Origin of the sequence: Novipirellula herctigrandis (genome assembly GCA_007859835.1) — a bacterium.
GTDB classification, from domain to species: Bacteria; Planctomycetota; Planctomycetia; order Pirellulales; family Pirellulaceae; genus Novipirellula_A; species Novipirellula_A herctigrandis.
In genome coordinates, this window is record SJPJ01000001.1 from 5,825,990 (window position 1) to 5,851,991 (window position 26,002).

24 protein-coding genes are annotated in these 26,002 nt (G+C 51.6%); 4 read left to right on the forward strand and 20 right to left on the reverse strand.

Features of this window, described 5'->3' with window-relative positions; translation table 11 throughout:
* The first annotated feature begins 382 nt into the window (after window positions 1-382).
* A complete protein-coding gene (locus tag CA13_RS21360; protein ID WP_146400082.1) occupies window positions 383-2,629 on the forward strand; it encodes a glucuronate isomerase in 2,247 nt (748 codons plus the stop codon).
* Between the two features lies 1 nt (window position 2,630).
* Here CA13_RS21360 and CA13_RS21365 read toward each other — a convergent pair whose 3' ends face one another.
* The 12 genes from CA13_RS21365 to CA13_RS21420 all read right to left on the reverse strand — a co-directional run bounded on the left by CA13_RS21365 (window position 2,631) and on the right by CA13_RS21420 (window position 15,346).
* On the reverse strand, window positions 2,631-4,136 hold the full coding sequence (locus tag CA13_RS21365) for a 2-isopropylmalate synthase (protein WP_419195135.1): 1,506 nt from the start codon (window positions 4,134-4,136) through the stop codon (window positions 2,631-2,633).
* A gap of 452 nt (window positions 4,137-4,588) precedes the next feature.
* Entirely contained in the window at window positions 4,589-5,665 is a 1,077-nt protein-coding gene (gene flhB, locus CA13_RS21370) for a flagellar biosynthesis protein FlhB (protein WP_146400086.1), read from the reverse strand.
* A gap of 6 nt (window positions 5,666-5,671) precedes the next feature.
* A complete protein-coding gene (locus CA13_RS21375; protein ID WP_146400088.1) occupies window positions 5,672-6,466 on the reverse strand; it encodes a flagellar biosynthetic protein FliR in 795 nt (264 codons plus the stop codon).
* Window positions 6,466-6,732 carry a flagellar biosynthesis protein FliQ gene (fliQ, locus tag CA13_RS21380; RefSeq protein ID WP_146400090.1) on the reverse strand — a complete coding sequence of 89 codons (267 nt, stop codon included), beginning with the start codon at window positions 6,730-6,732 and terminating at the stop codon, window positions 6,466-6,468. The genes CA13_RS21375 and fliQ overlap by 1 nt, the downstream gene beginning before the upstream one ends.
* A gap of 9 nt (window positions 6,733-6,741) precedes the next feature.
* A complete protein-coding gene (fliP, locus tag CA13_RS21385) occupies window positions 6,742-7,485 on the reverse strand; it encodes a flagellar type III secretion system pore protein FliP (RefSeq protein WP_419195136.1) in 744 nt (247 codons plus the stop codon).
* A gap of 513 nt (window positions 7,486-7,998) precedes the next feature.
* Window positions 7,999-9,018 carry a hypothetical protein gene (locus CA13_RS21390; protein WP_146400093.1) on the reverse strand — a complete coding sequence of 340 codons (1,020 nt, stop codon included), beginning with the start codon at window positions 9,016-9,018 and terminating at the stop codon, window positions 7,999-8,001.
* Window positions 9,015-11,372, reverse strand: a complete 2,358-nt coding sequence (locus CA13_RS21395) for a BamA/TamA family outer membrane protein (protein WP_146400095.1) — start codon at window positions 11,370-11,372, stop codon at window positions 9,015-9,017. Before CA13_RS21395 ends, CA13_RS21390 begins: the two co-directional genes overlap by 4 nt.
* Window positions 11,373-11,456: 84 nt before the next feature.
* Window positions 11,457-11,924: a DUF420 domain-containing protein gene (locus CA13_RS21400; RefSeq protein ID WP_146400097.1), complete on the reverse strand. Its 468-nt coding sequence runs from the start codon at window positions 11,922-11,924 to the stop codon at window positions 11,457-11,459.
* Between the two features lie 4 nt (window positions 11,925-11,928).
* A complete protein-coding gene (locus CA13_RS21405; protein WP_146400099.1) occupies window positions 11,929-12,615 on the reverse strand; it encodes an SCO family protein in 687 nt (228 codons plus the stop codon).
* Window positions 12,616-12,689: 74 nt separating this feature from the next.
* A complete protein-coding gene (locus tag CA13_RS21410) occupies window positions 12,690-13,541 on the reverse strand; it encodes an ABC transporter permease (protein WP_146400101.1) in 852 nt (283 codons plus the stop codon).
* A gap of 72 nt (window positions 13,542-13,613) precedes the next feature.
* Entirely contained in the window at window positions 13,614-14,555 is a 942-nt protein-coding gene (locus tag CA13_RS21415) for an ABC transporter ATP-binding protein (protein ID WP_419194659.1), read from the reverse strand.
* 29 nt (window positions 14,556-14,584) lie between these two features.
* Entirely contained in the window at window positions 14,585-15,346 is a 762-nt protein-coding gene (locus tag CA13_RS21420; RefSeq protein ID WP_419195137.1) for a protoheme IX farnesyltransferase, read from the reverse strand.
* On the opposite strand from CA13_RS21420, the gene CA13_RS35450 reads away from it, so the two are divergent.
* Complete coding sequence (locus CA13_RS35450; protein ID WP_419195186.1) at window positions 15,261-15,506, forward strand: hypothetical protein; 246 nt, start codon at window positions 15,261-15,263, stop codon at window positions 15,504-15,506. The two genes, CA13_RS21420 and CA13_RS35450, sit on opposite strands and share 86 nt — an antisense overlap.
* Window positions 15,507-15,657: 151 nt before the next feature.
* Here CA13_RS35450 and CA13_RS21425 read toward each other — a convergent pair whose 3' ends face one another.
* The 4 genes from CA13_RS21425 to CA13_RS21440 all read right to left on the reverse strand — a co-directional run bounded on the left by CA13_RS21425 (window position 15,658) and on the right by CA13_RS21440 (window position 19,101).
* A complete protein-coding gene (locus CA13_RS21425) occupies window positions 15,658-16,704 on the reverse strand; it encodes a COX15/CtaA family protein (protein ID WP_146400104.1) in 1,047 nt (348 codons plus the stop codon).
* Window positions 16,701-16,886 carry a hypothetical protein gene (locus tag CA13_RS21430; protein WP_146400106.1) on the reverse strand — a complete coding sequence of 62 codons (186 nt, stop codon included), beginning with the start codon at window positions 16,884-16,886 and terminating at the stop codon, window positions 16,701-16,703. Before CA13_RS21430 ends, CA13_RS21425 begins: the two co-directional genes overlap by 4 nt.
* The gene (locus CA13_RS21435; RefSeq protein WP_146400108.1) at window positions 16,873-18,123 is read right to left on the reverse strand and encodes a c-type cytochrome; all 1,251 of its coding nucleotides are present in this window, start codon (window positions 18,121-18,123) and stop codon (window positions 16,873-16,875) included. Before CA13_RS21435 ends, CA13_RS21430 begins: the two co-directional genes overlap by 14 nt.
* 204 nt (window positions 18,124-18,327) lie before the next feature.
* A complete protein-coding gene (locus CA13_RS21440) occupies window positions 18,328-19,101 on the reverse strand; it encodes a methylamine utilization protein (RefSeq protein ID WP_419194660.1) in 774 nt (257 codons plus the stop codon).
* A 690-nt stretch (window positions 19,102-19,791) separates the two neighbouring features.
* On the opposite strand from CA13_RS21440, the gene purD reads away from it, so the two are divergent.
* Window positions 19,792-21,090: a phosphoribosylamine--glycine ligase gene (purD, locus tag CA13_RS21445; RefSeq protein WP_146403816.1), complete on the forward strand. Its 1,299-nt coding sequence runs from the start codon at window positions 19,792-19,794 to the stop codon at window positions 21,088-21,090.
* Between the two features lie 14 nt (window positions 21,091-21,104).
* Here the strand turns inward: purD and CA13_RS21450 are convergent, their stop codons facing one another.
* Window positions 21,105-21,707, reverse strand: a complete 603-nt coding sequence (locus CA13_RS21450) for an HAD family hydrolase (RefSeq protein ID WP_146400110.1) — start codon at window positions 21,705-21,707, stop codon at window positions 21,105-21,107.
* Window positions 21,708-22,002: 295 nt separating this feature from the next.
* On the opposite strand from CA13_RS21450, the gene CA13_RS21455 reads away from it, so the two are divergent.
* The gene (locus CA13_RS21455; protein ID WP_146400112.1) at window positions 22,003-23,304 is read left to right on the forward strand and encodes a citrate synthase; all 1,302 of its coding nucleotides are present in this window, start codon (window positions 22,003-22,005) and stop codon (window positions 23,302-23,304) included.
* An 85-nt stretch (window positions 23,305-23,389) separates the two neighbouring features.
* Here CA13_RS21455 and prmC read toward each other — a convergent pair whose 3' ends face one another.
* The 3 genes from prmC to rpmE form a co-directional block, all read right to left on the reverse strand.
* Entirely contained in the window at window positions 23,390-24,298 is a 909-nt protein-coding gene (gene prmC / locus CA13_RS21460; RefSeq protein WP_146400114.1) for a peptide chain release factor N(5)-glutamine methyltransferase, read from the reverse strand.
* A gap of 25 nt (window positions 24,299-24,323) precedes the next feature.
* Complete coding sequence (prfA, locus tag CA13_RS21465) at window positions 24,324-25,403, reverse strand: peptide chain release factor 1 (RefSeq protein WP_146400116.1); 1,080 nt, start codon at window positions 25,401-25,403, stop codon at window positions 24,324-24,326.
* 141 nt (window positions 25,404-25,544) lie between these two features.
* Window positions 25,545-25,793: a 50S ribosomal protein L31 gene (gene rpmE, locus CA13_RS21470; protein WP_146400118.1), complete on the reverse strand. Its 249-nt coding sequence runs from the start codon at window positions 25,791-25,793 to the stop codon at window positions 25,545-25,547.
* Window positions 25,794-26,002 lie beyond the last annotated feature (209 nt).

Below are 26,002 nucleotides of genomic sequence, written 5' to 3' on the forward strand. Positions count from 1 at the left end.
AGACGCATCGAAACTAGTTGCTTAGGAAGCGGCTACGAAAGATTAGGTGGAACCGGAAAAGGAACAACAAACGGCTCGTCGGCGTAGCGGTTCCATTGTAGAGCGGCCATGCGTCAATGGCGAAGTTATTTTGCGGGTCAATGCGTCGTAATTTCCTCGCTCAATCGGCAGAATCGGTTTGTCCGGCCCAGTTTCTGCGTTTTTTGACAAATTGTATGTGCAATATTTCCGCTCTGGCGTGTCGTTTTAACCTCGTGCCATTTTACAAAATGGCAGCTGTAACCATGTCTACTTTCCGGGCATTTGCCTTCAATTCGATGTATGATACTCAGAATCGGAGTAACTTGCTTCTTAAGGCTTCATCTCTACCCACCGCTCGACTATGCCTCACCCTACCCGAGATACGATTTACCAAGCAATTTCTGCGGTCGAATTGATCGATCCACATACTCACATCAACCCTCACGCCCCCGCATCGCGGACGCTCGCAGATTTATTGGGCTACCACTACTACACCGAGTTGGCCCATTCAGCCGGAATGCCCAAGGATCAGATGGAGGAGCCGGACATAGCTCCCAAAGAACTGGTTCGCCGGTTGGTTGAGAACCTGCACCCGATCGAGAATACGTCCCAATACCAATGGTTGGTTGCGATCTGCCAAAAGTTTTTCGGATTCGAATCGGATCGCCTCGACACATCCAATTGGGAGACGCTTTATGACAAAGCCGAGCAAGCAATGTCGGCCGCCGATTGGTCTCAAACCGTTCTCGAAAAAAGCAATGTTCGATCGGTATTTCTAACGAACGATTTCGATGATGAACTCACTGGTTTTGATACCGAGACATACATTCCGTGTCTGCGAACGGATGACTTGGTGTTCAAATTCCATCAGCGAGAAACTCGCGAACGACTTGAACGATCCAGCGGCGTTTCGTTGTCCGCTTCACTGAGCAGTTTGCGGGAAGCTTTGCGTCAGCGTTTCGAACATTTTACCAGCAATGGTGCTCGCGCATGTGCCATTTCGTTGCCACCGACATTCGAGCCGGCGATGGTCACCGAAGGTCGCGCCATCAATTCGCTCGATGCAATGTTGCAGAAAAGCGAATCAGCTGATGAGACACAGAAGAACGCTTTTTCACGATCCGTTTTTTGGATGCTTGCAGAGCTTTGTGACGAATTTGATTTGCCATTCGACTTGATGATCGGCGTCAATCGTGGTGTTTATGCGAACGGTGTTTATCAAGGCCAAGACCTTTACGATAGTCGAGTGTCGTTAATCCAGTACCGTGAGTTGTTCAACACGTTTGCCGACGTGAAATTTCCGATTTCGGTTTTGGCCAGTGTCACCAATCAAGAATTAGTTAGCTACGCGTGGATCTTTCCGAATGTGTTCACCAGCGGGCATTGGTGGTATAGCAACACACCATCGTTCATTCACCGCGACGCATCGGCTCGTTTGGAAGCGGTTCCGATGACCAAGCAAATCGGCTACTACAGCGACGCATATAAACTTGAATTCGTTTGGCCCAAGTTTGACATGTATCGACAAATCCTGGCGAGTATTTTGGCCGAACATTTCGTAGGTATGAATGGATGGAGTGAAGAAAAAGCGATTGAGCTTGGCTATCGTATCTTGCGAGGGAACGTCGAGGAAATTTTTCTGAAGCGTCCGATGACTCCGATGCCAGCATTGGAAGCCTTCGTCACGAGTCCGAAAGGTGATGTAGACGATCTTGGCGCAATCGAATCGCAAGAGGTCGTTGAGGATCCATCCAGTTGGCAAGGTGCTGCGGCTGCAGCAACGTCCGCCGCACTCACTGCTGGTGCAATTGGTGTCGTGGAAGTGGATGAGCAACTTAGCGAAATGCCCGAGGTTGAATTGCCCGAGGGTGAATTGCCTGAACTTGAAGTGCCTGAACTTGAAGTGCCTGAACTTGAAGTGCCTGAGGCTGAAGTGCTCCAACTTGAAGCTTCTGAACTTGAAGCTTCTGAATTCGTTTCCGAGGCCGAGGAGGATGACACGGAACTTGATCCGCTGCCTCACGAAGACGAAGTCAAATTGGTGGAAGTCGCCGATGTCGAACTTGCGGATGATTCACCCCAAGCATCACCACCCGACGCGGATACGATCGACATGGAAGCCGACCGAGAGCCTCTACATGTGGGCGATTTGCTCGGTGAGGAAGAAACGCCTGAGCTTGAAAACAGAGTGCTCGAAAATGCGGAACTCGAAACGAAAGAGCTTCAAACGTCCGAGCTTGAGACGATCGAGATTGAGGCTACCGATCCCGATTTGATGGAGTTCGAGACGACCGGGCATGAATCGATTGAACCGCTAGAAATGGAACCTGGGCAGGAGGAGGGTGAACTTGCGAGCGAAGAGACGGAAATTGAAATGTTTCGTGGCGAAACATCGTTCGAGCCGGACGAAGACTCTCTGAAATTGCGTCCTGATCCGCTCACGGGTGAATTGCGATTGCCAATGCCAGCAGAATCGAACGATGTGCCCGATTTGCTCGATGAACTTGGCCTCGGTTTCTTCGTTGACGAACCGGATGCATTAGATGAATCCGATGAGTCGGACGAAGCGGATGCATCCGACGAATTTGGCGACTCTGGAGAGAAGTAGGCTACTTCTCGCTGATGATTCGGTTGATCGCGTTAAGCATCGCAAGGATTGTGCTTTCGACACTGTCGGTACTGACACCGACACCGCGGTAACTGCGTCCCTTGTGCTCGACTTCCAAATTCACTTCGCCAATCGCATCTCGGCCAAGTGAAGCGCTTCGCACGGAAAAATCTTTGCAAATCAATTCAATTTCCGTGATTTTTTCTACGGCCCAGAACGCAGCATCGATTGGCCCATCGCCCTGTTCGACTTTCTCGGTGCAATCGGTACCACCATGACGCAGCGTCACTTCGACCGAGGGTGTACGCCCTGTGCCGCTAGTGACGGTGTATGAAATCAATGTCCATTCTTGTTCCATGCCGCCGCTGATCTGGTTTTGCACCAACGCGATGATATCACCGTCATAGATTTCTTTCTTCTTATCGGCGAGGGTTTTGAATTGCTCAAACACCGATTGCAATTGTTCGCTCGTCAAAGTGAACCCAAGCGTTTTCGCGCGATCAGCCAATGCCGCTCGGCCACTATGTTTGCCAAGCACCAAATCCGTTTTCGCGAAACCGACTTCTTCGGGCAGCATGATCTCGTACGTGCTGCGTTCTTTAAGCATGCCGTCCTGGTGAATTCCTGATTCGTGCGCAAATGCATTTCGACCGACAATTGCTTTGTTCCGTTGAACCTGCAACCCGGTCGTCTTGCTAACCAATCGGCTGGTGGGAACCAAACGTTTGGTCACAATCCGAGTGTCGCAGTGATAGAAGTCGCGTCGCGTTTTGAGTGCCATCACCACTTCTTCTAATCCTGCGTTACCGGCTCGTTCGCCGATACCGTTAATGGTGCATTCAATTTGCCCCGCTCCTGCTGCGACGGCTGATAAGCTATTGGCAACGGCCATCCCTAAATCATTGTGGCAATGCGTACTGAGGACCGCTTTGTCCATGTTCGGTACGCGTTCACGCAGCATCGTGAAACGCTCAAAAATTTCATTCGGCGTGGTATAGCCGACGGTGTCGGGCACGTTGATCGTCGTTGCTCCGGCATCGACCGCTGCTTCGACGACTCGGCAAAGAAAATCGTGCTCGGTCCGGCAGCCATCTTCGGGAGAAAACTCGATGTCGTCACAATATTTCGCTGCCCGACGAACTCCGGCGACTGCCCGTTCAACAATTTCGTCGGGTGTCATTCGCAGTTTAAATTCGCGATGAATAGCACTGGTTGCCAAAAAAACATGGATGCGCGCCTGTGGTGCATACTTAACCGCTTCCCAGGCAGCATCGATGTCTTTGTCACTACACCTCGCCAATCCACAAATGGTTGAACCACGAACGGTTTGAGCGATCTGCTTGACGGACTCAAAGTCACCCGGCGAGGCGATCGGGAATCCTGCTTCGATGATGTCCACGCCGAGCTCCGCCAAGACTTGAGCGACTTCGAGCTTTTCGGCCAAGTTCATGCTCGCCCCAGGCGATTGCTCGCCATCACGCAACGTCGTATCAAAGATACGGATCATGCGTGGTTCGGGTGCAGTTGTCGCTGTTTCGGTGGCGTTTTCGCCTTCAGACGCGGACTGTGGCATCTCGAGATACCCCTTTCAAGTAAAAAATTGGTGAACGCAAAACATAAAAAAACCCGAGCCGCTTGGCGACTCGGGTTTCATGTCTTTTTTTCTTTTTGACCGCGTTTTACGGTCCAAACAAACCCTCATCACCCGCCGCCGAAGCGTGGAAGTAGCAAGTTCGCTAGGAGGAGCAGAGTGTTGTTCATACCGGCATCATAAGGAAGAGTGCCTAGCCAAGTCAACGGTTCGGGCATTTTTTGCAGTTTTGCGATCTTCAACGCAACGTTCTTCAACGCAACGTTTGACTTGCTTTGCAACTCAGGGCACTGGCTCGGCCGAGCTAGCACTCAACTCAGAGCCATTGTTGAGCGTGTCAAATTAACGGGATCGAAATGGAATTGAGACTAAGCTGCCCGCGGGACGTCCTTGCCTTGCAGTTGATAGACATAGCGAAGTACTTCGGCAACCGCTTGGTATTGCTCGGCTGGAATCGCTTCGCCAACGTCAACGGTTTTGTATAGTAACTGTGCCAGTGGCTTACGTTCCACCACAGGGATGCTATTTTCGAGTGCAAGTCGGCGGATTTTCTGGGCAATCGTGCCAGCGCCTTTGGCTAAGACAATCGGCGCCGGCATCGTCGTCGGATCATATTGAATCGCAATCGCTAGCTCGGTTGGATTCGACACAACCACGTCCGCTTTGGGAACTTCACTGTCTATTCGCTGCATAATCATTTGGCGTTGGACTTGTCGCCGGCGGGCCGCTACTTGTGGGTCCCCTTCGGTTTCTTTCATCTCGTCCCTTAGCTCTTGGTCGGTCATCATTAGGTCTTGTTCGTATTTCCATTTCTGAAATGCATATTCAAAAATGGCCAAAATAAACAACGCTGTTCCGATCCAAACGAAGACCCCAAGCAGGCTATGAAACAACGTGCTAGCGATTTGTGGAATCGACATCGACGCCAGACCCAAAATTGGATCTTGGTAATGACATAGGCCATAGTATGCCACCACAGCGACAATGCTGATTTTGAAAATGCCAAAGCCCAATCTAGCGACACCTTGAGCTGATAGGATTCGCTTGGCACCCGACAATGGGCTGATATTGCTGAGTTTGGGTGCGAGTTTTTCCGGTGAAAGAATGAGGCCTGTTTGCGTTACGTTGATTAAGATCGCCGCTGCCATCATCGTGATCAATATTGGGACCGCGGCAATCCCAAGGCGAGCACCCGTCCTGAGAAGCCAATTTGACGCATCGGTGGTGCTTACCGGAGTCAGGTGGGGCGTCGAAAACGCATCGGCCATTACGCCGGCGATGGTTTCGCATGCAGGTCCGCCGAACATCCATAGTGACCCCAGTGCGGCTAACAGCAACGCGGCGCTGGTAAGATCTTGGCTGCGAACGACTTGGCCTTGCTCTCTCGCTTGCCTCCGCCGCTTCTCGGTTGCTGAATGCTTCTTGTCGCCACTCGTGTCGGCCATGACTTATCACCATAGCTCACTAAAACGATGGGCAACGGCTGTTAACTCATGTTGAAAGATCAAACCTGCGGTCCCAATCGTTATCGTCGTGACGACTAAAAGTGCTGACACATTGAGGCTAAATCCGATCCCCAAAACATTGATCTGAGGTAGTGTTCGACTAATCAAACCGGTCAATAAGTTGCTCAACACAAGAGCGGCGATCACGGGGGCGGCCACTCGGATACCCGCACTCATCCCCGCACTCAATTGATCCACGATGAGCGTCATCATCGAATCACTGAACGTGATGTTGCCTGCGGGAAGCGTCTTGAAACTATCGACCAAAATCCCAAGGATCATCCGATGCCCGCCGATACCAAGCATCACTGCGGTCACAAGCAGTCCGATCAACTTGGAAAGTGTGGGCATGCTATTGGTTGTCGTTGGATCGAGAGAATTGCCTAGCTGCATCGCGCCGGTCCCACTAATTGCTTCGCCTCCCAATTGCATTCCGGTGATTATCAACTGGATCGTCGATCCGATCAGTAAGCCGACCACGCCTTCGCGAGCGATCGCGATTGTCAAGTCAATCAAGTTGTCGATATGCGGTAGCGATCCCGGTGCGGTTTGAGCAGCAACCGGTGGTAATAAAAGGAGCGTCAACACTATCGCTAACATCGCACGGACGCGGCGTGGGACCCCGACACTGATCGCGGGCATCGACATTAGCAATGTGCTGAGCCGAGTGAGAACGAGAATGCCGAGCACCAAGTGGTCAATCGCCCACTGGACCAGTGACCCGAAATCGGAACCGTTCATTACGGTGATCCTGCGTTTTCAAACATCATTCGTGTAAATTCGACCATCCGATTGAGCATCCATGGCATGCAGGCAACCATGATTGCAGCCATCGCAAATATCTTTGGAACAAACGAAACGGTCTGGTCTTGCACTTGTGTCAAAGCTTGCAGAAGGCCGATCGCCAAACCAGCCGCCATGCCAACGAGCAACATCGGAGCCGCAATGATAACGGTTGAGATTAGCGTTTGCCGACATAGATCGACTGCGGTGGAAGCGTCTATCACAAGTGAATCCTAACCAAGTGTTCCAAAACTATTCATCAACATTTCCACCACCAACCGCCATCCGTCGACAAGCACGAATAGCAACAACTTGAACGGCATCGAAATTACCGCCGGTGGCAACATCAGCATCCCCATTGAGATCGTGACGCTGGCGACAACAAGGTCAACGATTAAAAACGGCAAGTAAATCTGAAACCCCATCAAGAATGCGGTTTTCAACTCGCTCAAAATGAATGCGGGCAGCAGTACACGTAACGGAACGTCTTCGAACGAACTCGGTAGTGGAGCGTCAGGGTCCATGTACGTGTAAAACAAATGGACGTCTTCGTGATTTCCAGCGACATCAATTTGCCGAGACATAAACTCGCGAATCGGAACCGAACCCGCATCGTAGGCTTCTTCCATCGACATTGTCACGTCAGGATCGGTGTATGGTTTGATCGCATCGTCGTAAACGCGAGTCCATACGGGAGTCATCACGAATAGCGTCATAAATAACGCGATGCTGGTCATCACTTGGCTAGGCGGCAACGACTGTAAACCGATCGCCTGGCGAAGCAAACCAAGCACAATGATGATGCGAACGTAGCAGGTCGTCATCAGCAAAACGGCAGGTGCCATACTGAGTACGGTCAGTAGCAACAGCACTTTGAGGCTACTGGTTAATCCTTCGGGGCTGGTCCAATGCTCCGGGCCACCACCGAGCACGTCGAGCGTTTGCACGGGGATTTTTAGCGGTTCTTGCTGGACGATTGTCGGCGTCGTCGTGGTCGACTGTGCAACCGCGACAGGCGCAGCCAACACCCCAGTGATCAGCAGAAGCAGCAGAATAGCGGGAAATCGATTCAAACCGTCGTCGCTCCATCAACGAGGCCTCGGACAAATGACGCCCAGACTTTAGGGAAAATCGATGAAAGAAGGGAAGACCGATTGAAGGACGTTTTGCGTCATTCCGTTGACCGCTTAGCAGTCCAGCGGGGTAACCACTGGTTTATTCGCCGCAAAAACCACCCGGAAATCATTCGATTTTAAGCATCTTCACGGAGAGGAAAGCAGAATCCAATTCGCAAATGGGATGACCATTCTGCCTGGCAATACGCGACGGGGGCAACGATGCTTCGCACCCCTTCGGTTGTCACCAAATGATCCAATCCAAATTGAAAACGCCCCAAACCCAATGCAAGCAAACTTGTTCTAGCGATTGGTAGAAGGATAAGGGATTCAATGCTATCAGTGACTTTCAGGCATTTACAAACAGCGGATTGGCTAAGTGTTGTTCTCGACAACGAGATTCCGGCTGCGTACCCATCCACTCAGTCGATACCCTGCCCTAGCCCACCGTGCGAAAAACCATCGGCTCATCAAATAGATGCTGATGCTTGAAAGTGCGACGTCAAATAGTGTCTCTTTCCACATATCGAGGATCACCCCATCGTATCCGTTGAGCATAATCATGTAAGCCAATTCAGCGATCGTATCGACCGCAACGACGGCAAACAGAATGATCACTCCCACTCGTCTACCGCCATTTAGCGATGACCATGCGGAGGCCCATAAAACCACCAAGCTCGTCATGATCGAAAACGCTTGGTAGAGCAACATTCCGAAATCGGTGCTCGGATAAAAAACGCTGATCGTTGGATCGCTAAGGGACGTAAAATGACGCCGCATTGCTTGGTAGAGTGTGAACATGAGTGCGATCAACAGCGTCGCGGCAAACAATCCTTTGACACTCCATCCAGTCGGCTTGCGAGACACATCGCAAGACAAATTGCCTTCTTCTGTGGTGACTTTGAGTGTACTGCGATCGACCAAATGAAACTGCCAAAATTGAGAGGGAATCTGCATGGCGAGTAAATAGATTGGCACGCTGAGAATTAGAAAGCCGAAACAAATTACCAATATCGTCAAAAATGACTCGCCAAAATCGACCAACGCATACTGAGGAATCGCTCCAACCAATCCGACGACTGAGAAAAGAAGATTCAATGTGGCCAATTGCCACCACATCGATTGATGGGGCGAACGCCATTGCCACCACACCGCAATTTGCATCGCAATCGCAGTTTGCAGTCCATCGGAGATATGAAAAAAACACTGCGCCGCCGTTTGGAGCTTGTTCGAATAGAAAAACCATCCATCTTGGAACAGCATCGAGACGGCAATGCTTAATCCGTTTACCAGTATCCAGCCGCCAACCGCCATTGCGGTGGTCGTCCAAAAGAGACGAGGCCGATCTGTGGTGGAAATCGGAATTGGTATTGGAGCTGAATTTTGATCGCTCATCGGCTCAAGGTTCGTTCCATCGCTTTGCGTAGTGGTGCTTCCGCGATCTGGTACCAAAAAAGTGCTTCGTTGTTGGGGTGGTTTCGCGAAAAATCGTAGAGCATTTGCAAGCCGACTTGGCTTGATTCATTTCCAAAACATGCCTTTAGCTGATCGAGCTCCGACTGAGTCAATGCATGAAGGCAGGTCAAAGTTTGAGTGGCGACCTTTCCACTTACTGCGGAAGTCAAGCTTCGGTAGTCATTTTGAAATGCCTCTGGGGTGAACGTATCAAGCGCACGACGGGCAAAAGTTTTCGAAGCATCTTCGTTGATGTACCTGACCAACGATGACACACAAGCGTGACAGAGCGGGCCATGATCAGGATTGCGAAGAAGTTGGTCCAAAACATCCTTAGTATGTTCGGTTGATCCCATCGCAACAAATGCCGTTTGCCGACACAGTTGCATCGGCCAGGTATCTTCGGCGAACAAATCAGGCGAGTACCTCAGTAACGTTCGGCCTGCAAATTCCAACGCCATTTGTTTCCAAGCCTTCGGTGCGATCCTATTGCTGGGAATCTCAAAATCGTTCGCCGGATCACGATCGTACTCCGCAAGAATAAAGGCGTCACCGAGGCTCAGTAGTCCTCCGTCAATCATTTTCCGTAGTGCCGAAACGAGTACGGGATCGATTGATTTAGCTGGATCGTCCTGCATCGCACTTGCTTCGACTAATCGATTCATGATCGGTTCGCTCAATAAGTAGGAGGCGACGGACGTCATCGGCTCATTGGCATCAAATGCATTCGGTTTTGAAGCCGTATCACCAAGCAATGCTTGCCTCGCCGCATCGAACGCGCCGGTTCGGAACCGAACCGCTCCCGATTCGGAGGTCCAACGCACGAGTTCACCCGCATCCATGTCGATTTCCATCGTGGAGCCCTCGGTCTTCGCGATCAAATGGTGGTCGGCAACTTCAAAACGAGACTTCGCTTTATAGGCAAAAGGCAGCCAATCCGCCGATCCGTATGAACTGACGTATTGCAGCGGACTATCGTTTTCATCGCGAGTCGATCGAATGGCCCAATCAAAATTCAGTCGACCATGTTGTGTCGGGTCATGCGATGCCGCGACTTTGACACCATACTTTAGACAGCCACCTGCACGGATTGGAGAAAACCGCATTTGCTTTTTATGACTCGTGTGATCGATCACGACCACGTCTGAATCGACTAGGATACGAAACAATTCAACCTGGTGATTTGGATCGGACGCAGCTTTGACGTCCCATTCGATATAAAGCCCTTTGTCGGATTGAATTAAACGCGCCGCATGCGGACCTGCTGTTTGTGAAAGTTCAAGATCACCTCCTGCTTCGATTGACCGAGATACCCACTGACCGGCAAGCAAGAATGCTTTGGCGCGTTGATCGAGCGGTGTATCCAAACTTGGGCATCCCTTGATTTCATCAAGATGGATGGTCAATGTTCCGTTCTGTACACGATCAAACTTGACACGATGTGTAGCGAATCGGCCACTTTCCCATAGCTGGCGCGTGACGGATTGGATCGTCTGTTGATCGACTGCGTCTCCTTCATCAAGGTTGACGAACTCAAGGATCGATTCACGTGAGTTGATTTCGTTGCCCTGAATTACAATCTGGTTAGCCTGATTCGGTTTTCCAGCTTCGGCGACGTCGATTACCAGTGTGCCCGTTTGCGTATCTGAATCGCTACTGATCGTCACGAAAATCATCGCATCGGAGTAGCCGAGGCCTGCAATTGCTTTGCGGCATGCCGCTTGGAGTGTTTCATTCGAGTCGAACGGGACGGGATCGCCTATTTTCCAGACAGGTTTCTCCAGGTCCTTTTCTTTTCCGTTTTCGTCCACCCACCGTGTTTGCAGTTTTCCATTAATTTCAACGAACGAGGGAAACGTATCGTCGGCGGGAAACGGCTTGGTTAGCCGGTCGACAAGATCAGGAACGTGAACTGGAAGGTCGCCCCTAATTTGAACGTCACCACAGGTGAATTGCTTTCCCTCGGTGATTACGAATGTCCAAGCCAAATTGGCGACATCATCGTTTCCTTGAACCGAAATATCTCGAAAACCTTCGTTTCGATAACCAGCCGTCAATCGTTTCTCAGTGACCGAGCCAGTCAAATTACGGTCGCCCATGGGGTGGCTGGCGATCAAAAAGTCCGCATCGCGGTTGAGTGCTTCGCGAAGTTGTGCGTCCGAATACGTTTCGTTGCCGCTAAAGAAGACCACGCCTGCGGGTGACTTAGGGGCCGCCGATTCATCCGCCAGGATAACGTTGCAACTCCCCCAACATAGAACGGTCGCGGCAAGCCATTGATTCAAAGCAAGCATTGTGTTTCTCCGAGCACAGTGAAGTTGCACGAGAGTTTCACACAAACGCGAATGAACGCCAAGATCAATTCGATAACGTGTATTTCAAACTGCGTAGAGTTGATAGAGCATTAGATAGACCACCACGCCAGTGACCGAGACATACATCCAGATGGGATAAGCGTATCGAACGAGTCGTTTATGAGCGACGATGCGGCCTTTCATCGCTAAATAGACTGCTCGGAGTGCCAAGAAGGGAACTAGCATCGCGAGAATCAAATGCGTACCCAGAATCGCAAAATACAGATAGCGAGCGGCATTCGATGCAATCGCCGGATCGGTCGGAAACCGCTTATTCGGCTCACCGGTCGTTTCGTAGAGAGCAAACTTGTGAAGCAGGTACATCAGTAAGAAGAGTGCACTGACGCCGAGCGCGGATAGCATCAACTTCTTGTGGACCCGCGCTTTCCCTTGCCGGATCTTTACGAATGCCATCGCAAGCAAAACGATCGCAATGGCATTAAGCGACGCGGTTGCATGTGGCAGGTTGTCGGCTAAGAATTGCCAAGACACTTGTTTAGGAATCCTTCCGCTCAGAGAACTGAATCATTTGGCGAATCGTTTCTTTTAGTTTTTCAAATTGTGGCTTTTCGGGCCAGGTATAGAATCCTTCGATTTGACCTTTTGTATCGACCAAAACGAAACGCTCGGAGTGGAACTGCTTATCGACGGGCAACCGATAGATTTCGGCACCGATGCGACGAATGTAGTTCAAGTCGCCTGTCATGAAGAGCCATTGTTTCTCGTCAGCACCAAATCGTGCAGCGTACTCTCGGAGAATTTTGGGTGTATCCGTTTCCGGATCGACCGAGATTGCAACAAAGTGCACGCCCTGGCCTAGAAATTCATCCTGTAACTCTTTCAACTTCTGGTTCTGGCGAACACAGATACTCGGGCAAGTGCTGTAGAAAAAACTGACAATGTAGGGTTGCCCGAGCAATGCCTCGCTACTGATCTTTTCGCCACTGCGTTCCACGAGTTCAAATCGACTCAGCCATGCTTCATCTTCAGGCGGTCGGCTAGGTATAGCGTTTTCGGTTACCGAATCCTCTTCGACAAAATCCATGGGCGATACATCGTTCGAAAAAATCTCGATCTGCTCATTTGATCGCGCGCGACTAGCGATGCTCTTGAATGTTCGAATCCCGAGACCGACAATGACCGCAGCGATCAGGATTAAAACGATGTTGACCGTGGTTCGCATTTCTATCCTCTGTTCTCTTGCAAATTACGTGTGGAGTATGGATTGTAGCGTTTTAGGCTCCGTTACAACACGCGTTAAACCACCACATCTACTTTGCGGCTGCCACGTACAAAGTACCAAGCCAAAACGCTTACAAAGACCGTTGCGAGGATCGTGACGCACCAGCATGCGCTGCTCGACGGTGCAAAACCGGCAGCCGAAAAATCGATTTCGGGATATATCAGACGTCGCATTTCAACCATCGCATAGCTGAGCGGGTTGACTCGCATGACCCCACCAAGAATCATTTGACCTAAGTTGGAATCATTCCACGCGGGAATTGGGAAAAACGAGCCGCTGAGAAGCCACATCGGCATCAAGCCTAACATCATGATCGCGTGGAACCCTTGGGTTGAATCCATTGGCCAAGCAACAATCATCCCCAGTGAACACATGCCAGCCGCGACGATTGCTAAAAGAAGCATCAGAGGCACGATGGTCCAACTCAACGGCGCGGCCCCAAACAGGTAAACAAGCAACAGGAAGAATGTCGCTTGAACCCACGCGATCGCGCCGCCACCAAGTACTTTGCCTGCTAGTACCGGCCAACGGCCGACGGGTGCCACTAGAACGGATTGCATAAAGCCTTCGCGGCGATCTTCGATCACGGAAATGGTCGCAAAAATCGCAGTGAACAAAATGATGAGTCCTACCGTTCCTGGCAAAAAGAACTCGATGAAACTCTGGTCACCCGCACCGGTAAAGGAACCTCGAAGTCCCGTCCCGAAGAGTAGCCAAAACAGCAGCGGTTGCAGGATCGCAGCGGTGACGCGGTTTCGTTGGCGAAAAAAACGAGTCCATTCACGCCGTGCCAGCATCCAGGCAGCCGCCAAGCCGGCGGTCGTCGTGGGGGTCGCTAGGGTGTTGCCGCTAGTAAGGGTGCTCATGGGATAGACGAAAAACTTTCTAGGCTGGCATGTGGTGCTTGGGTTTGGCAGAGAAGCCTGACAATCATGACGTTACTGAAACTTGTGCCCTGTCTTGGCGATGAAGACGTCTTCGAGGCTGGGGCGGCCGATCGTGATCGCTTGGACTTGATTGCCAAGTCGCGCCGAAATGACCGGAACAAGCTCCGCGGCGGAATCACTTTGCAAGCGAAGTTGATGATGCAACCGTTGGGGAAAAAGTCCAAGTTCTTCACGCAGGATTCGCTCGGCATCGCTAACATTGGTGGATTCGATCGTCACAACTCCATCGCCCAGATTCGATCGGAGCTGTGCGGGACTTCCTTGATCAATCTTTCGACCTTTGTGCATAATCGCCACTTGGTCAGCTTTGTCCGCTTCTTCAAGCAAGTGCGTCGTCAACAGCACCGATGTCCCTTCGTCGCTCATCGCACGAACTGCGTTCCAAAGGTCCAACCGAGCGCCGGGGTCCAGGCCCGTACTCGGTTCATCTAGAAGCAACAATCGCGGACGATGTAGCATCCCTTTGACCAATTCCACACGTCGTTTGAGTCCACCCGAAAGCGTCTCGCAGAGATCTTTGCGGCGATTGGTTAAGTCCAATTGGTCAAGCAGGACATCGCGACGCGAGTTCAACTCTTTCCCCGTGAGCCCATACAGAGCTCCTTGGCAAGCAATATTCTCGTCAACGGTTAACTTGTTGTCCAAGCTTGGCGATTGAAATACGACTCCAATTTGTCGACGCACCGCCAGTGGATTGGTATGGCTATCGAAACCGCTGATGCGGACCGTACCACGTTGGATCGGCATTAAAGTGGATAACAATCGGAACAGTGTCGTTTTGCCGCTGCCGTTGGGTCCGAGTAGCGCGAAGATCTCGCCGGCGTGCGTCCTGAGATCAACACCCTTTAATGCTTCATGGTTTTCGTAGGTATGCCACAAATCGGTCGCCGCGCAAACAATGTCTGCGACGCGACCGTTTCGACCCGATGCCATGGATTGTTCTGTGATAGCGCTGTTCATACTTAGGCGAGCGACCGTATCGTGACGACAATAAGAATTGCCGGTAAAACCAATAGAGAACTGCGAAGCAGTTTCCGCGCCATTAAATCATCAGGGGAAGCAAAGAAATGCAGTGAAGCTCGAAGCATTGGATAACAAACGCTGGCAACGGCGATCGATGCAATGATACCGCCAACGACACCTTCGGGGATCATGCACAACGCAAGCCCACAAGCCAAAATCGCGAACGAACCGGCAATGCTCTGCCAACCGGCCGATTTGCCACTTGGGTCTACAGTGGTTGACATGCAAAAACCAGCTGCAGCGTATTGTCGACGATAAAGCCAAGCAATCGCCATAAAATGAGGATATTGCCAGGCGGCCAAAATCCCAAACAACAACCATCCGGTCGCATCGATGTGACCACCGCCCGCTGCGGTATAGCCGATCATTACAGGCAGAGCACCGGCTATTGCACCAACGGTGGTGTTAAACGAAGTGCGAGTTTTCATCGGCGTGTAGACAAGCACGTAAAGAAGCCAGGTCGTCACTCCGGCAATCGCAGGTTTGGCGTCGAACACGAAGTACAAAATCGCCGTCCCAACGATTCCAAGGAATGCGGTATAGATGGCTGCGGCGAAAACATTCATGCGTTTATCGGGAAGTGGCCGCACTGCTGTTCGAGGCATGTGACAATCGATGGCACGTTCCCAAATTTGGTTTGCTGCTCCGGCACTGGCGGCGACCATCCCGGTGCCCAATAGCAACCATGCCATTTCAGTCATCGGAATCAATCCACCTGCCGCAATGGAGGCTGAAGCGACGGTCGTCACCAAAATCATTGTGACAATTCTTGGTTTGGTCAGTTGGACCAAGTCGATTGCGGTCGATTTGAATGAAGTTGGTTTCGAGGAGGAAGCCGATACCGAGTCACCCAGCGGATGATCGTGGCTCCCCTCCCCTGGCCCAATCCTTGATTCGGAATTCACTCGATCATCTTCGCTCACGTAATCGCTCCGCGCCATGAGAAGGTCAGGAACCGATTTCGATGTGGAAAGATCGGCGGTCAGGGTATCAGTCGACATGGGCGAATAGTTTATTGGAAAGAGTGCCGGCTCAGGTATCGGACTCGCAGTATACGCAATAAAGCGACCGTGGAAACGGCAAGAATCAGCGGCCCGATCGCCACGTGGGCTGTGACCAGCAACGCGTCGACGTAGTTTTTTGACTCAATTAAGTGCCCCGACGCTCCTGGAAACCATTGAAGGAACGAGGGCCAGCCATAATTGACGACCCAGCTGACTATGCCCAGCAAGATTTGGACTGCCGTCAAGGCGACCAAGATGATCCCTGGCCGAGACACCGAAAAATCGCTGGATCCCCTCAGTTGTCGCCAAACGACGGCAGTCAATAACCATATTAAAAACGCCGTTATTACATGAGCCCAGACGGTATACAGAAACCAAGATGGCGAATCCGTGGGTTGCAAATGGCGAATTTTTGCCCCAAGAACCAACTGGGTGAAGCACACGATTAGCAGCACCGAGATGACGGTAATCGTCCCCGCAGACGGTATTGCCATTCCGGAATTTGCGTTTTCATGATTGTGTGGAGCCTGGTTATCGGGGGCAACAGCGACATGATTGGCAACGGAAAGTTGTTTCCACCATCGGCTCGTCACCACCGCACCGGCTGTGGCAATTGCGAAAACGATTGGCGCGGTGCTGCCATGAATCATCGCAAATACCCGATCGCTTAACATCACGCGGATTCCACCTAGGCCGCCTTGAATGATCACCAACAGCAAGATGATCGCGGAGAGGATCTTTACCCAGCGTCGCTCTTCGGTCATTGCCGCCGAAATCACCAATCCTATCGCTGTAAAGCCGACCAAAGCGCCAAGAAGCCGGTGGCCATGTTCGATGAAAAGATCAAACGGTCCAAGCAGCCAAGTCTTATACGGATATAGAAAAAGGTTGTAGCCGTATGTATTGGGCCAATCGGGAACGGCCATCCCCGCGTCGTAAGTTGTCACCAATCCGCCGACCCAAATCAATGGCCAAGTCAACACCACCGTCAACACCGCCAAGCGGTGAACGATAGTGGAGGAACGGGGTACCGTGTCTTTGAGTTCCGTGTTCATCGTTCGCCTCGCGTTTGTCGCCAGGCGAAAATCCGTTCACCCGACATTCCGCCGAGAACTGCACCACCGGCACCGAAAAAAAATCCTGCGACCAATCCACCAAAACTCAGCGCGAACATTACGGTCACACCAAGGGTAATTCCTATGATTGCACCGATCGATCGATAGTTATCTCGATTCATTTGCAGTCTCCTGATTCTCATCCGACGCAAACGACTGCACATAGCGAATCAAGTTCCATACCTGGTCAACCGTTAAACCTTGGTGGCTTTCAATGGCAACAACTTCGATTCCCGGCATTGGCGTGCCTGCGATCCCTTGGACGATGCGTCGGTACAGTGTTTCTGCATCACCACCGCCGTGAAAAATACCATCTTTGAGGGTACGCGGTTTGATTTGGCGTGGCATCATGGCGCCGGCGTCAAGAAACGGTTTCATGTCTACGGAATCGGACGGGGTTAACCCGATTCGCGAGGAATACTCTTTCGACCAATCGTCGTAATCGAGTGTGATCGTTTGGCCTAGTCCGTCCTCGTCGTGACAACCGACGCAATTGGCAATTTGACCATGAAATAATTTGCGGCCGCGTTCAATTGATTCCGTAAGCTCGGATTCCGTCGGCTTGGCGACCGTTGGTGATGGGACTTCGACGACATATTGTTCAGCATCAGCCCACTCCTGGGCCACTTCGTTCAAAATTTCAAGCGTCACTTCGTTTCCTTCTGTCAGTGAATCTTCACCAACACTGGCGGGAACTTTCAAACGCAGTTCGTCCTCGGGGACTTCTTCTTCGTAGCCCATTTCATCGACTGCCGCAGAAAGCAAATCACGTTCGACCTCGCCGCGAATCGACAAGTAGATGACGTAGTCAACGATCGCATCCAATTCATCATTGCTGATCAACGGGTAGGCGGGCATGGCCGTACCTGCGATTCCGTGACGAATTCGTTCAATCAAATCGTCGCGTGTTGGTCGTTCAGAACGAGCGGTCGATTTCCACTTAAAAAGGCCATGTCGAAAATCTCGCGGATACGGATTTTGCACCATCGATGCCGGCCCATTGCCACTGCCTGAAAGCCCGTGACACACCGCACAATGCTCGCGATACAAGCCTTGTTGAGTGCCATCTTGTAGGCTCAGTACCGGACCAGCCGCTTGAACGAGTCGGGCTGAGTCAACCAAATCGGCCAAAGATTCGTCGAGAAACTCAGTCGGCCAGCGGGGATCATTGGGAGTGCCAAACAGTGAGTCAGTGGCTTCGGAAGCGTCTTGTAGCGCAGCATCCATCGGGATCGCACGGCTTCGTGCGAGCGTCATCGAGTAAACCTGATTCGGATCAAACTGCTCAATCTTGGTGTCGCAGCCCGAGAAGGCAGCCACTAAAGAGAGCAGAACGATGCAGCAAAGAGAGCGAAACATTGGCACGGGAAAGGAGGGAGGGCGGTTTGGGTGTGCCTATTAAACCGTAAAAGGTAGGAAGACGTAAACGATAGGGAATTGAATTACGCTAGGCGGATGGCATGAGTTCTGGCTTCACGTGTAGCTGCAATTAGCTTGTAGCCGAAATGCTAGGACGGGGCCTAGCCTACATCAAACTTAGGCATGCGTTCGACGCCAATGCGATCAATCGTAGCTGAGGGCTTCTGCGGGAATCACGACGGTTCCCATGTCGTTCTCGCCCGGTTGAATCTCGTATTCGAATCGGCTTCGCGACCATCTTTGCTTTTTGCCGCCGATTTTGACATCATCGATCCGACCAGCTTCGTGGTAAACGCGGAAGATCAGTTTCTGGTTCTCGGGCAATCCCTTGATCACAAGTTCACCGTTGGCGTCGCTCGCTGCGGCAAAGGGATGCTCAAGCACCACGACATAGGCACGCATCCAAGGGTGGATATTGCAGTCGACCGGAATTGGCGCTGGCTCTTGCTTTTCCAAATTCACGGTCTTGGACCCACCAGCGGGAATCAGAATATTCAACGGGTCATTCTCGAGGAAACTCATGTTCGCGTTATGCCCAATCGGATCGGGGTTGGTGATCTCAAGCGTGTCACCTGTTTGTGCGATCACAATGTGAGGATCGAAGCGACATTGATCGTTCGCCAAGACGTGTTTGGCATTCACCGGAGGTACTTTGTCGATTTTGGATCCACCTCGTCCGGTGTAGACATAGACCACTACGTCTTTGACTCCCTTGTTCTTTGAGTTGACCACAAGCCGTTCACTTGCCAGTTGATGCTTCCCGCAAAAACTCTCATCCTTGTTCACTACGAGGAGTGCAGGATCCTTCTGTTCGCCAGCGTACTCAAACCGAATTTTCAGGTCGGCCGCATCAAGATTGAGCGGCAAAGCTACTACAAAAGTGAGAGCGGCAACGCAATGAAGCATACGATTTTTCAAAACAAATCTCCTACAGATCAAATACAAAGATGGCATTGGGGGCCAAAAATGGCATCGGGGGCCCACGAACGATTCTATTCTATTGGAATCAATCGGCTAGGTCACTTGGCGTCAGTCCCCGCAAACTAGAGCATTTTCATCGTTGAGGGCGGATCTCGCCGTTCCCGCAGCCGATTGCGATCTCGGTCCGATCGACGTAAGTAATCCGGGCTAGATGGGATTGGCCAAAAACGGGCCTTCGTCAGAGGAAAACGGGCTTTCGGCCGAGGGAATTGCCGACAAAAAACGAAAAAAAGCGGCGACTGAGAACGAGAGTTGTAGGTCTCTCCAGTCGCCGCCCGAATTGAAATTAGCCTTTGGCGAAGTGAGTGCCAACCCTTTTTGAAGGTGGGTAGACCGTTGAAGCCAAGGTGGCAAATAGGTTGGTAGAATCACTTACTTCGGCTGGTCGTTCCCTAATTTTACTCTTCGTCGGCTTTCTGTCTACCGCTAATACGCGATAAGTGTGAATACGTCGCCGCTAAGGGGCTCTCGGGTGCCTATGGTTTTAGGAACGACGAACAGGGCGTAAATTACGGTTTTCTGGTTCAGCAATCCGGTTTTTGGTCGGATTATTGATTCGAGCGTCGCGACAGGGCTTGCCTCCGACGCATCCCCCGCATGGCGAGCGCGAAAGCACAGGATTTGGTGATGAAGGTATTGATCGTTGGAAGTGGTGGACGCGAACATGCGCTCGCCTGGAAGATCTCGCAAAGTCCTCGTGTGGAAACCGTCTTCGTCGCACCCGGTAACGCTGGGACGGCCGTCGACGCGGTCAATGTTCCGATCGAAGTGACTGATATCGAAGGCTTGGTGAAATTTGCCAAGGATGAATTGATCGACATCACGGTCGTCGGTCCCGAAGTGCCATTGGTTCTTGGGCTGGTGGATGCCATGCAAGAAGAGGGCCTAAAAGTGTTTGGGCCAAGCAAAGCAGCTGCGGAACTTGAAGGAAGCAAGGTGTTTTGCAAGAACCTGCTTCACGCCGCCAATGTCCCAACTGCGGATTACCGTGCTTTCCGCAGTGCAGATGATGCGAGTCGCTACATCAAAGATCGTTACTCGGAGCCGAACGACCCAGTCAATGTGGTGATCAAGGCCGATGGATTGGCTGCGGGCAAAGGGGTGATTGTATGTGACACACGCAGCGAAGCTCTGGAGGCAATCGACCGCATCGCGCATCAGCGTGAATTTGGCGAAGCGGGCAAGGAGCTAATTATCGAAGAACGGTTGTTTGGCCAAGAAGCCAGCGTGCTTGCGATTACGGATGGCGAAACCATCATGACATTGCCTGCTGCGCAAGACCATAAACCTGCTCACGATGGCGATACCGGCCCTAACACCGGAGGGATGGGCGCGTACTGTCCGACGCCGATCGTTGACGAAGCAATGATGGAAAAAGTGGAGTCGGATGTGTTGGTCCCCGTCGTGCATGCGATGAAGCGTGCTCGGCGACCCTTCAAAGGGGTTCTCTATGCGGGGATGATGCTTACGTCAGCTGGGCCAAAAGTATTGGAATTCAACGTCCGTTTTGGTGACCCCGAATGCCAACCGCTGCTGATGCGACTGAAGACCGATCTTATCGATGTGATTGAGGCGACGATTGACGGACGCCTCGGTGAGCTTGGACCGCTTGAGTGGGACGAACGACCGAGTATTTGCGTCGTGATGGCTAGTGAAGGGTATCCTGGAGACTATGAAAAAGGACGTACCATTCGAGGGCTCGACCGGGCAGCCGAGCTGCCTGATGTCAAAGTGTTTCATGCCGGCACTGCAATCGATGATGGCCGAATTTATAACACGGGCGGTCGCGTGTTAGGCGTCACTGCGATCGGCAATTCGATCAGCAATGCGAAGTTGCAAGCTTATACAGCGGTGAAAGAAATTCGCTGGGAAGGTGCATGGTGCCGCAAAGACATCAGCGACAAGGCGCTTGCGTACAAGGCTTAGTGGAAGTCGTTGATTTAAGCGTTCGCTTGCTGTGCTCGATAGAGTTTGCCATCGCGGACATCGATGCAATCCATCGAAGCTCTGGCGGCCGCTTCAAGACCAAGCGGCGAATCTTCGAAGACTAAGCATCCCTCGGGTGGGACGCCTAGTAGTTCGGCGGTTTTCAAGAACACGTCCGGTTCAGGCTTGTGACGTTCGGTGTCTTCTGCGGTGACGATCACTTCAAAATACTCTCGCATTCCGATTTGTTCTAGTTGTGCGGTGACTCCTTCTTTGTCGCCACCACTTGCGACAGAGATCGGTATTTTGCGGTGATGATTTCGGGCGATCGAACAGATGTCCTCGCGGGCTTCGATCCGCAGCATTCGTCGTCCGAACGCGGCCTCTTTCAACGCCGTGACCTCATTCGGATCGGCGTCAATCGATTGCTCTTTACCCAATACTTCAACAATCTTTTCACTGCGCATTCCCCCCATTGAATAGAACTTCACCTCGGGGAATGAAATGCCATAGGGGATCAAGGCTTCAAGCCAGGCTTCATAATGCAGCGGCATCGAGTCCGTCAAGGTTCCATCGCAATCAAATATCAATCCGGCATATTGGGAAAAGTCGTCCACAGGTTTGGCCTTGGCGGGAATCGTAGTGAAAAGGGGCGCTGTTTGCCTGGTTAGCCTATGTTGCATTACAGAAGTTGCAAACCCTTCGTCGGTCCTACGCTGAAGAGGCCGTGTTGTGCGAAGCCGCACATGGTTTCTGTGGCTAGCCTAGCGACCGGTTTGTGTTGTATTCACGCACATAGTCTTTTTTTTTGCTTTCAGGTGGCACAGAAAGTGAATTGAAAAAATTGTGTCACGGCACCGCATCGTGTAACATTCAGGAGTATCAGTTTATCCGAGCCAAGGAAATCAAAGCATGAGTGAAGGTATCAATTCCGGAAAATCATACGAACTCGATCTAGGCGACCGAAAAATCTCACTACCCGAGGTGATCGGAACCGAAAACGAACGAGGCTTTGACATCTCTAAACTTCGCGACGAGACGGGTGTCGTCACGCTCGACGAAGGCTACCGAAATACGGGCAGTGTCAAGTCGGCGATCACTTACATTGATGGCGAGAACGGGATTCTGCGTTACCGGGGCATCCCGATTGAGCAGCTTGCCGAAAACTCGACCTTTGTCGAAACGTCACTTTTATTGATGTACGGAGAGCTTCCGTCTGATGAACATTTGAACCGATTCCGCGAGATGCTCACGGAGCATCAAATGATTCACGAAGGAATGCGCAACTCCTTCCTTGGTTATCCGCCGAGTGGTCACCCGATGGCGATTCTGTCATCGATGATCAACACCTTGTCTTGTTACAACTCCGCTGTGATGGAAATGGAGGATGAAGTCGGCTTTGAAAATGCGGCTGCCCGGTTGCTTTCAAAAATTCGCACCGTCGCCGCATACGCATACAAAACATCGATGGGTCAACCATTGATGTACCCCGATCCGAAGTTGAGTTATTGCCGCAATTTCTTGCACCTGATGTTCTCATTGCCATCGAACCGGCATCATCCTGCGGACGACGTGGTTCGAGCTTTGTCGCTATTTTTGATTTTGCACGCTGACCACGAACAAAACTGTTCTACCGCAACCGTCCGCATGGTTGGCTCTTCGGGTGCGAACTTGTTTGCATCATGTGCAGCCGGCGTATGTGCTCTGTGGGGGCCGCTTCACGGTGGAGCAAATGTCGCTGTGATGGAACAGCTTCAACGTATTCACGAATCCGACGAGCGAATCGAAGATTTGATCGAGCGTGTGAAACAGAAAAAGGAAAAGCTTTACGGTTTCGGTCACGGCGTCTACAAGAGCTATGATCCACGGGCAAATATTCTTCGTGATCAAGTCACCAAAATTGTGAACAAGCACGGACATAGTGACCCGCTATTGGATATCGCTAAAAAATTAGAAGAGATTGCGTTGAGCGACGACTATTTTGTGAGTCGAAAGTTGTATCCGAATGTTGACTTCTATTCGGGCATTTTGCTTCGTGCGATCGGTATTCCGCTTAACATGTATACGGTCATGTTTGCGATGGGCCGGATGCCTGGTTGGATTGCTCAGTGGAAAGAAGTTCGCGATAGCGAGAGCCGCATTTATCGACCAAGGCAAATCTACACGGGCCCACCCTGCCGCGACTATGTCGAAATGCAAGACCGAGAGTTCTGATTCGCTAATTCGCAAAAAAGCATGTAACCGAGATTCAATCGAACGCGTGTGGTTTTTGAAATTGCATGCTTAAGTGTTTGATCACTTAAGATTCGATTTTCGCCATCGAGATCAGACGCTGGTGGTTGGCGAGATCCTTGATGATTCGCAGCTCAGCTAAGTTGGCTGTTGCGTCGACGAGTTCTTCGCATAAATCGGCAATCATGGGACTGATTTCGATAATCAATCGGCCGCCGAGTTCAAGCCGCGGAGGAGCGTTTTCAAGCAGGCGTTTGATAACGTCGAGGCCATCGATCCCTGCGACTAACGCTTCGCGGGGTTCGTACTCGCGGACCGACGCGGGCAGGTCATCGTATTCCGATTCGCTCACGTAAGGCGGATTGCTGCAGATGATATCGAACGTTTCCGGCTTGGTGACCGACGCGAACAGGTCGCTGTGGACAAAGTCGATCGAATCGGCGAATTTCAAGTGCGCGGCATTCCACCGGGCAATGTTCAACGCCGTCTCGCTTTGATCGACCGCCGTTATCTCAGCGTTTTTAATGTGCTTGGCAAGCGTGATTGCGATCGCGCCGCTTCCGGTTCCAATATCGGCAATTCGGATGGGGCGATCGGTAACCTTCATTGTTTTGACGCAATCGATTGCTTCGATCACAAGATGCTCAGTTTCCGGGCGAGGTATCAACACATTCTCGTCGACCCGGAATCGCAAGGAATAGAATTCCTTGTAGCCAACTAATTGTGCAACCGGCGTTCCTTCGCCGCGTCGTCGCACCATTTCACGGAACGCAACACGCTGTTCTTCACTGGGAACCTCTGCGAAGGCAGTGTAGAGTTCGATGCGCGCACAATCGCGAGCATGAGCAAGCAAGATTTCGGAATCAAGACGTGGTGAGTCGCTGCCGCGTTGTGTGAAAAAATTGGTCGTCCACTCTAGCAACCGTAGCACCGTCCATGGATCTTCCTTTGTGTCTGGCTTCGAGGTGTCCGACATGGGGACCTTTCGTGAGTGGTTCGCTTTAGTCAATCATGTCGCCGCGAAGTTGATCGCGGTCGTATTCAATCATTGCTTCGGTGACAGCGGACAAGTCACCAGCAATGATTTGATCCAGCTTGTATAGCGTCAGATTGATTCGATGGTCGGTCAAACGGTTTTGAGGAAAATTGTAGGTCCGAATTCGCTGGCTACGGTCACCTGATCCGATCAAACCTTTGCGAGTTTCCGCCTGCTTGGCTTCCTCTTCTTCTCGTTTCTTTTCATAGACGCGCGCCTTGAGAACTCGAAGTGCTTTGGCCAAGTTCTTGTGTTGGCTTTTTTCGTCTTGGCACTGCACGACGGTGCCGGTTGCATGGTGCGTCAAGCGAATCGCGGATTCGGTCTTGTTGACGTGCTGCCCACCAGGCCCCGAGGCACAAAATTTGTCAATTCGATAGTCTTCTGGCTTAATCTCGATTTCGACATCTTCCGGTTCTGGCATTACCGCAACGGTGGCTGCCGATGTATGAACCCGGCCTTGTGTTTCAGTTTCAGGAACGCGTTGCACGCGGTGTCCACCCGATTCGTACGCCAAATCGCGGTAGACGTTTTCCCCTTCAAGAGTCAATGTGATTTCTTTGAACCCGCCCATTTCGGTCGCGTTATGGTCCATGATTTCAATCTTCCACTTTTTCGCCTCCGCGTAATGTTTGTACATTTCAAACAAGTCGCGAGCGAAAAGGGCCGCTTCGTCACCACCGGTGCCGGCTCGGATTTCCATGACACAGCGGGTCCGGTGAGAATCTTCGCCACCGACAGTGAGTGACAGTAGTTCCTCCCAGAGGCTTTCGCGTTTCTTACGTAGGGTGGCCATCTCCGCTTCCGCCATGTCCCGTTCATCCGGGTCCGAGGCTGCTTCGGCCATCTCTTCGCACTCGCGGATTTCGTCTGTCAACCGCTTAAATTCACGGTACTTTCCAGCGACTTTGGCCAATCCGCCATGTTCGCGCGCGGTCGCGCTCATCCTCGCCCCGTCGCCTAAGACCGCGGGATTGGACATGTCGGCTTCAAGCTGTTTGAATCGAGCAAGTTTTTCTTCGAGCGTGTCGCGAATGGTACTCATAGACTGCGTCTGTCAGAGAAAAGGCGGGAAGCACCGAGAGGGATCGAGGAACCGATCCAGTTTGGGGGTGAACTTTATGAAAACAGCCGCACGCGCTCACGGATGAACGGTGCGGCTGTTCGTGTTTCAGATTGGAGGAAGCTATTTTTTAGCTTTCTTGCCTGCCTTCTTAGGCTGCAGGCTGCCGTAGGTTCCAGCTGCAAACTTCTTTTGGAACTTGTCGATTCGGCCCGCTGTGTCAACGTATTTCAGCTTTCCGGTATAAAACGGGTGACATTCGTTGCAAATGTCGAGCTTTAACTCGGGACGAACACTACGAGTCGTAAACGTATTGCCACAGCCGCATTTGACCGTGGTTTCTTGGTAATTGGGGTGAATGCCGTCTTTCATGGCAGTTTCTTCTCATTTTTCGCTAAGGGGATGGACGCTGGCGATCGTACAGCGCTCGCTTGCTTGTATCGTACGCTAACGTCCTGACTTTGTTCAAGGGCGGTGGAATTAAGGATTGTTGCACCCATTTGCTGCTCAAAGCTGGCCGTTCGGAGATGTCTGGCCGTTCGGAGATGTCTGGCCGTTCGGAGATGTCTGGCCGTTCGGAG

Bases quoted from the DNA above. Each gene is read 5' to 3' on its own strand.
- purD (WP_146403816.1), top strand. From the start codon at position 19,792: ATGAAGGTATTGATCGTTGGAAGTGGTGGACGCGAACATGCGCTCGCC.
- CA13_RS21375 (WP_146400088.1), bottom strand. From the start codon at position 6,466: ATGAACGGTTCCGATTTCGGGTCACTGGTCCAGTGGGCGATTGACCAC.
- CA13_RS21360 (WP_146400082.1), top strand. From the start codon at position 383: ATGCCTCACCCTACCCGAGATACGATTTACCAAGCAATTTCTGCGGTC.
- flhB (WP_146400086.1), bottom strand. From the start codon at position 5,665: ATGGCCGACACGAGTGGCGACAAGAAGCATTCAGCAACCGAGAAGCGG.
- CA13_RS21425 (WP_146400104.1), bottom strand. From the start codon at position 16,704: ATGAACACGGAACTCAAAGACACGGTACCCCGTTCCTCCACTATCGTT.
- CA13_RS21430 (WP_146400106.1), bottom strand. From the start codon at position 16,886: ATGAATCGAGATAACTATCGATCGATCGGTGCAATCATAGGAATTACC.
- CA13_RS21410 (WP_146400101.1), bottom strand. From the start codon at position 13,541: ATGAGCACCCTTACTAGCGGCAACACCCTAGCGACCCCCACGACGACC.
- CA13_RS21365 (WP_419195135.1), bottom strand. From the start codon at position 4,136: ATGATCCGTATCTTTGATACGACGTTGCGTGATGGCGAGCAATCGCCT.
- CA13_RS21415 (WP_419194659.1), bottom strand. From the start codon at position 14,555: ATGGCATCGGGTCGAAACGGTCGCGTCGCAGACATTGTTTGCGCGGCG.
- CA13_RS21405 (WP_146400099.1), bottom strand. From the start codon at position 12,615: ATGCGAACCACGGTCAACATCGTTTTAATCCTGATCGCTGCGGTCATT.
- CA13_RS21420 (WP_419195137.1), bottom strand. From the start codon at position 15,346: ATGACTGAAATGGCATGGTTGCTATTGGGCACCGGGATGGTCGCCGCC.
- prmC (WP_146400114.1), bottom strand. From the start codon at position 24,298: ATGTCGGACACCTCGAAGCCAGACACAAAGGAAGATCCATGGACGGTG.
- CA13_RS35450 (WP_419195186.1), top strand. From the start codon at position 15,261: ATGGCACGTTCCCAAATTTGGTTTGCTGCTCCGGCACTGGCGGCGACC.
- CA13_RS21435 (WP_146400108.1), bottom strand. From the start codon at position 18,123: ATGTTTCGCTCTCTTTGCTGCATCGTTCTGCTCTCTTTAGTGGCTGCC.
- rpmE (WP_146400118.1), bottom strand. From the start codon at position 25,793: ATGAAAGACGGCATTCACCCCAATTACCAAGAAACCACGGTCAAATGC.
- CA13_RS21390 (WP_146400093.1), bottom strand. From the start codon at position 9,018: ATGAGCGATCAAAATTCAGCTCCAATACCAATTCCGATTTCCACCACA.
- CA13_RS21395 (WP_146400095.1), bottom strand. From the start codon at position 11,372: ATGCTTGCTTTGAATCAATGGCTTGCCGCGACCGTTCTATGTTGGGGG.
- prfA (WP_146400116.1), bottom strand. From the start codon at position 25,403: ATGAGTACCATTCGCGACACGCTCGAAGAAAAACTTGCTCGATTCAAA.
- CA13_RS21455 (WP_146400112.1), top strand. From the start codon at position 22,003: ATGAGTGAAGGTATCAATTCCGGAAAATCATACGAACTCGATCTAGGC.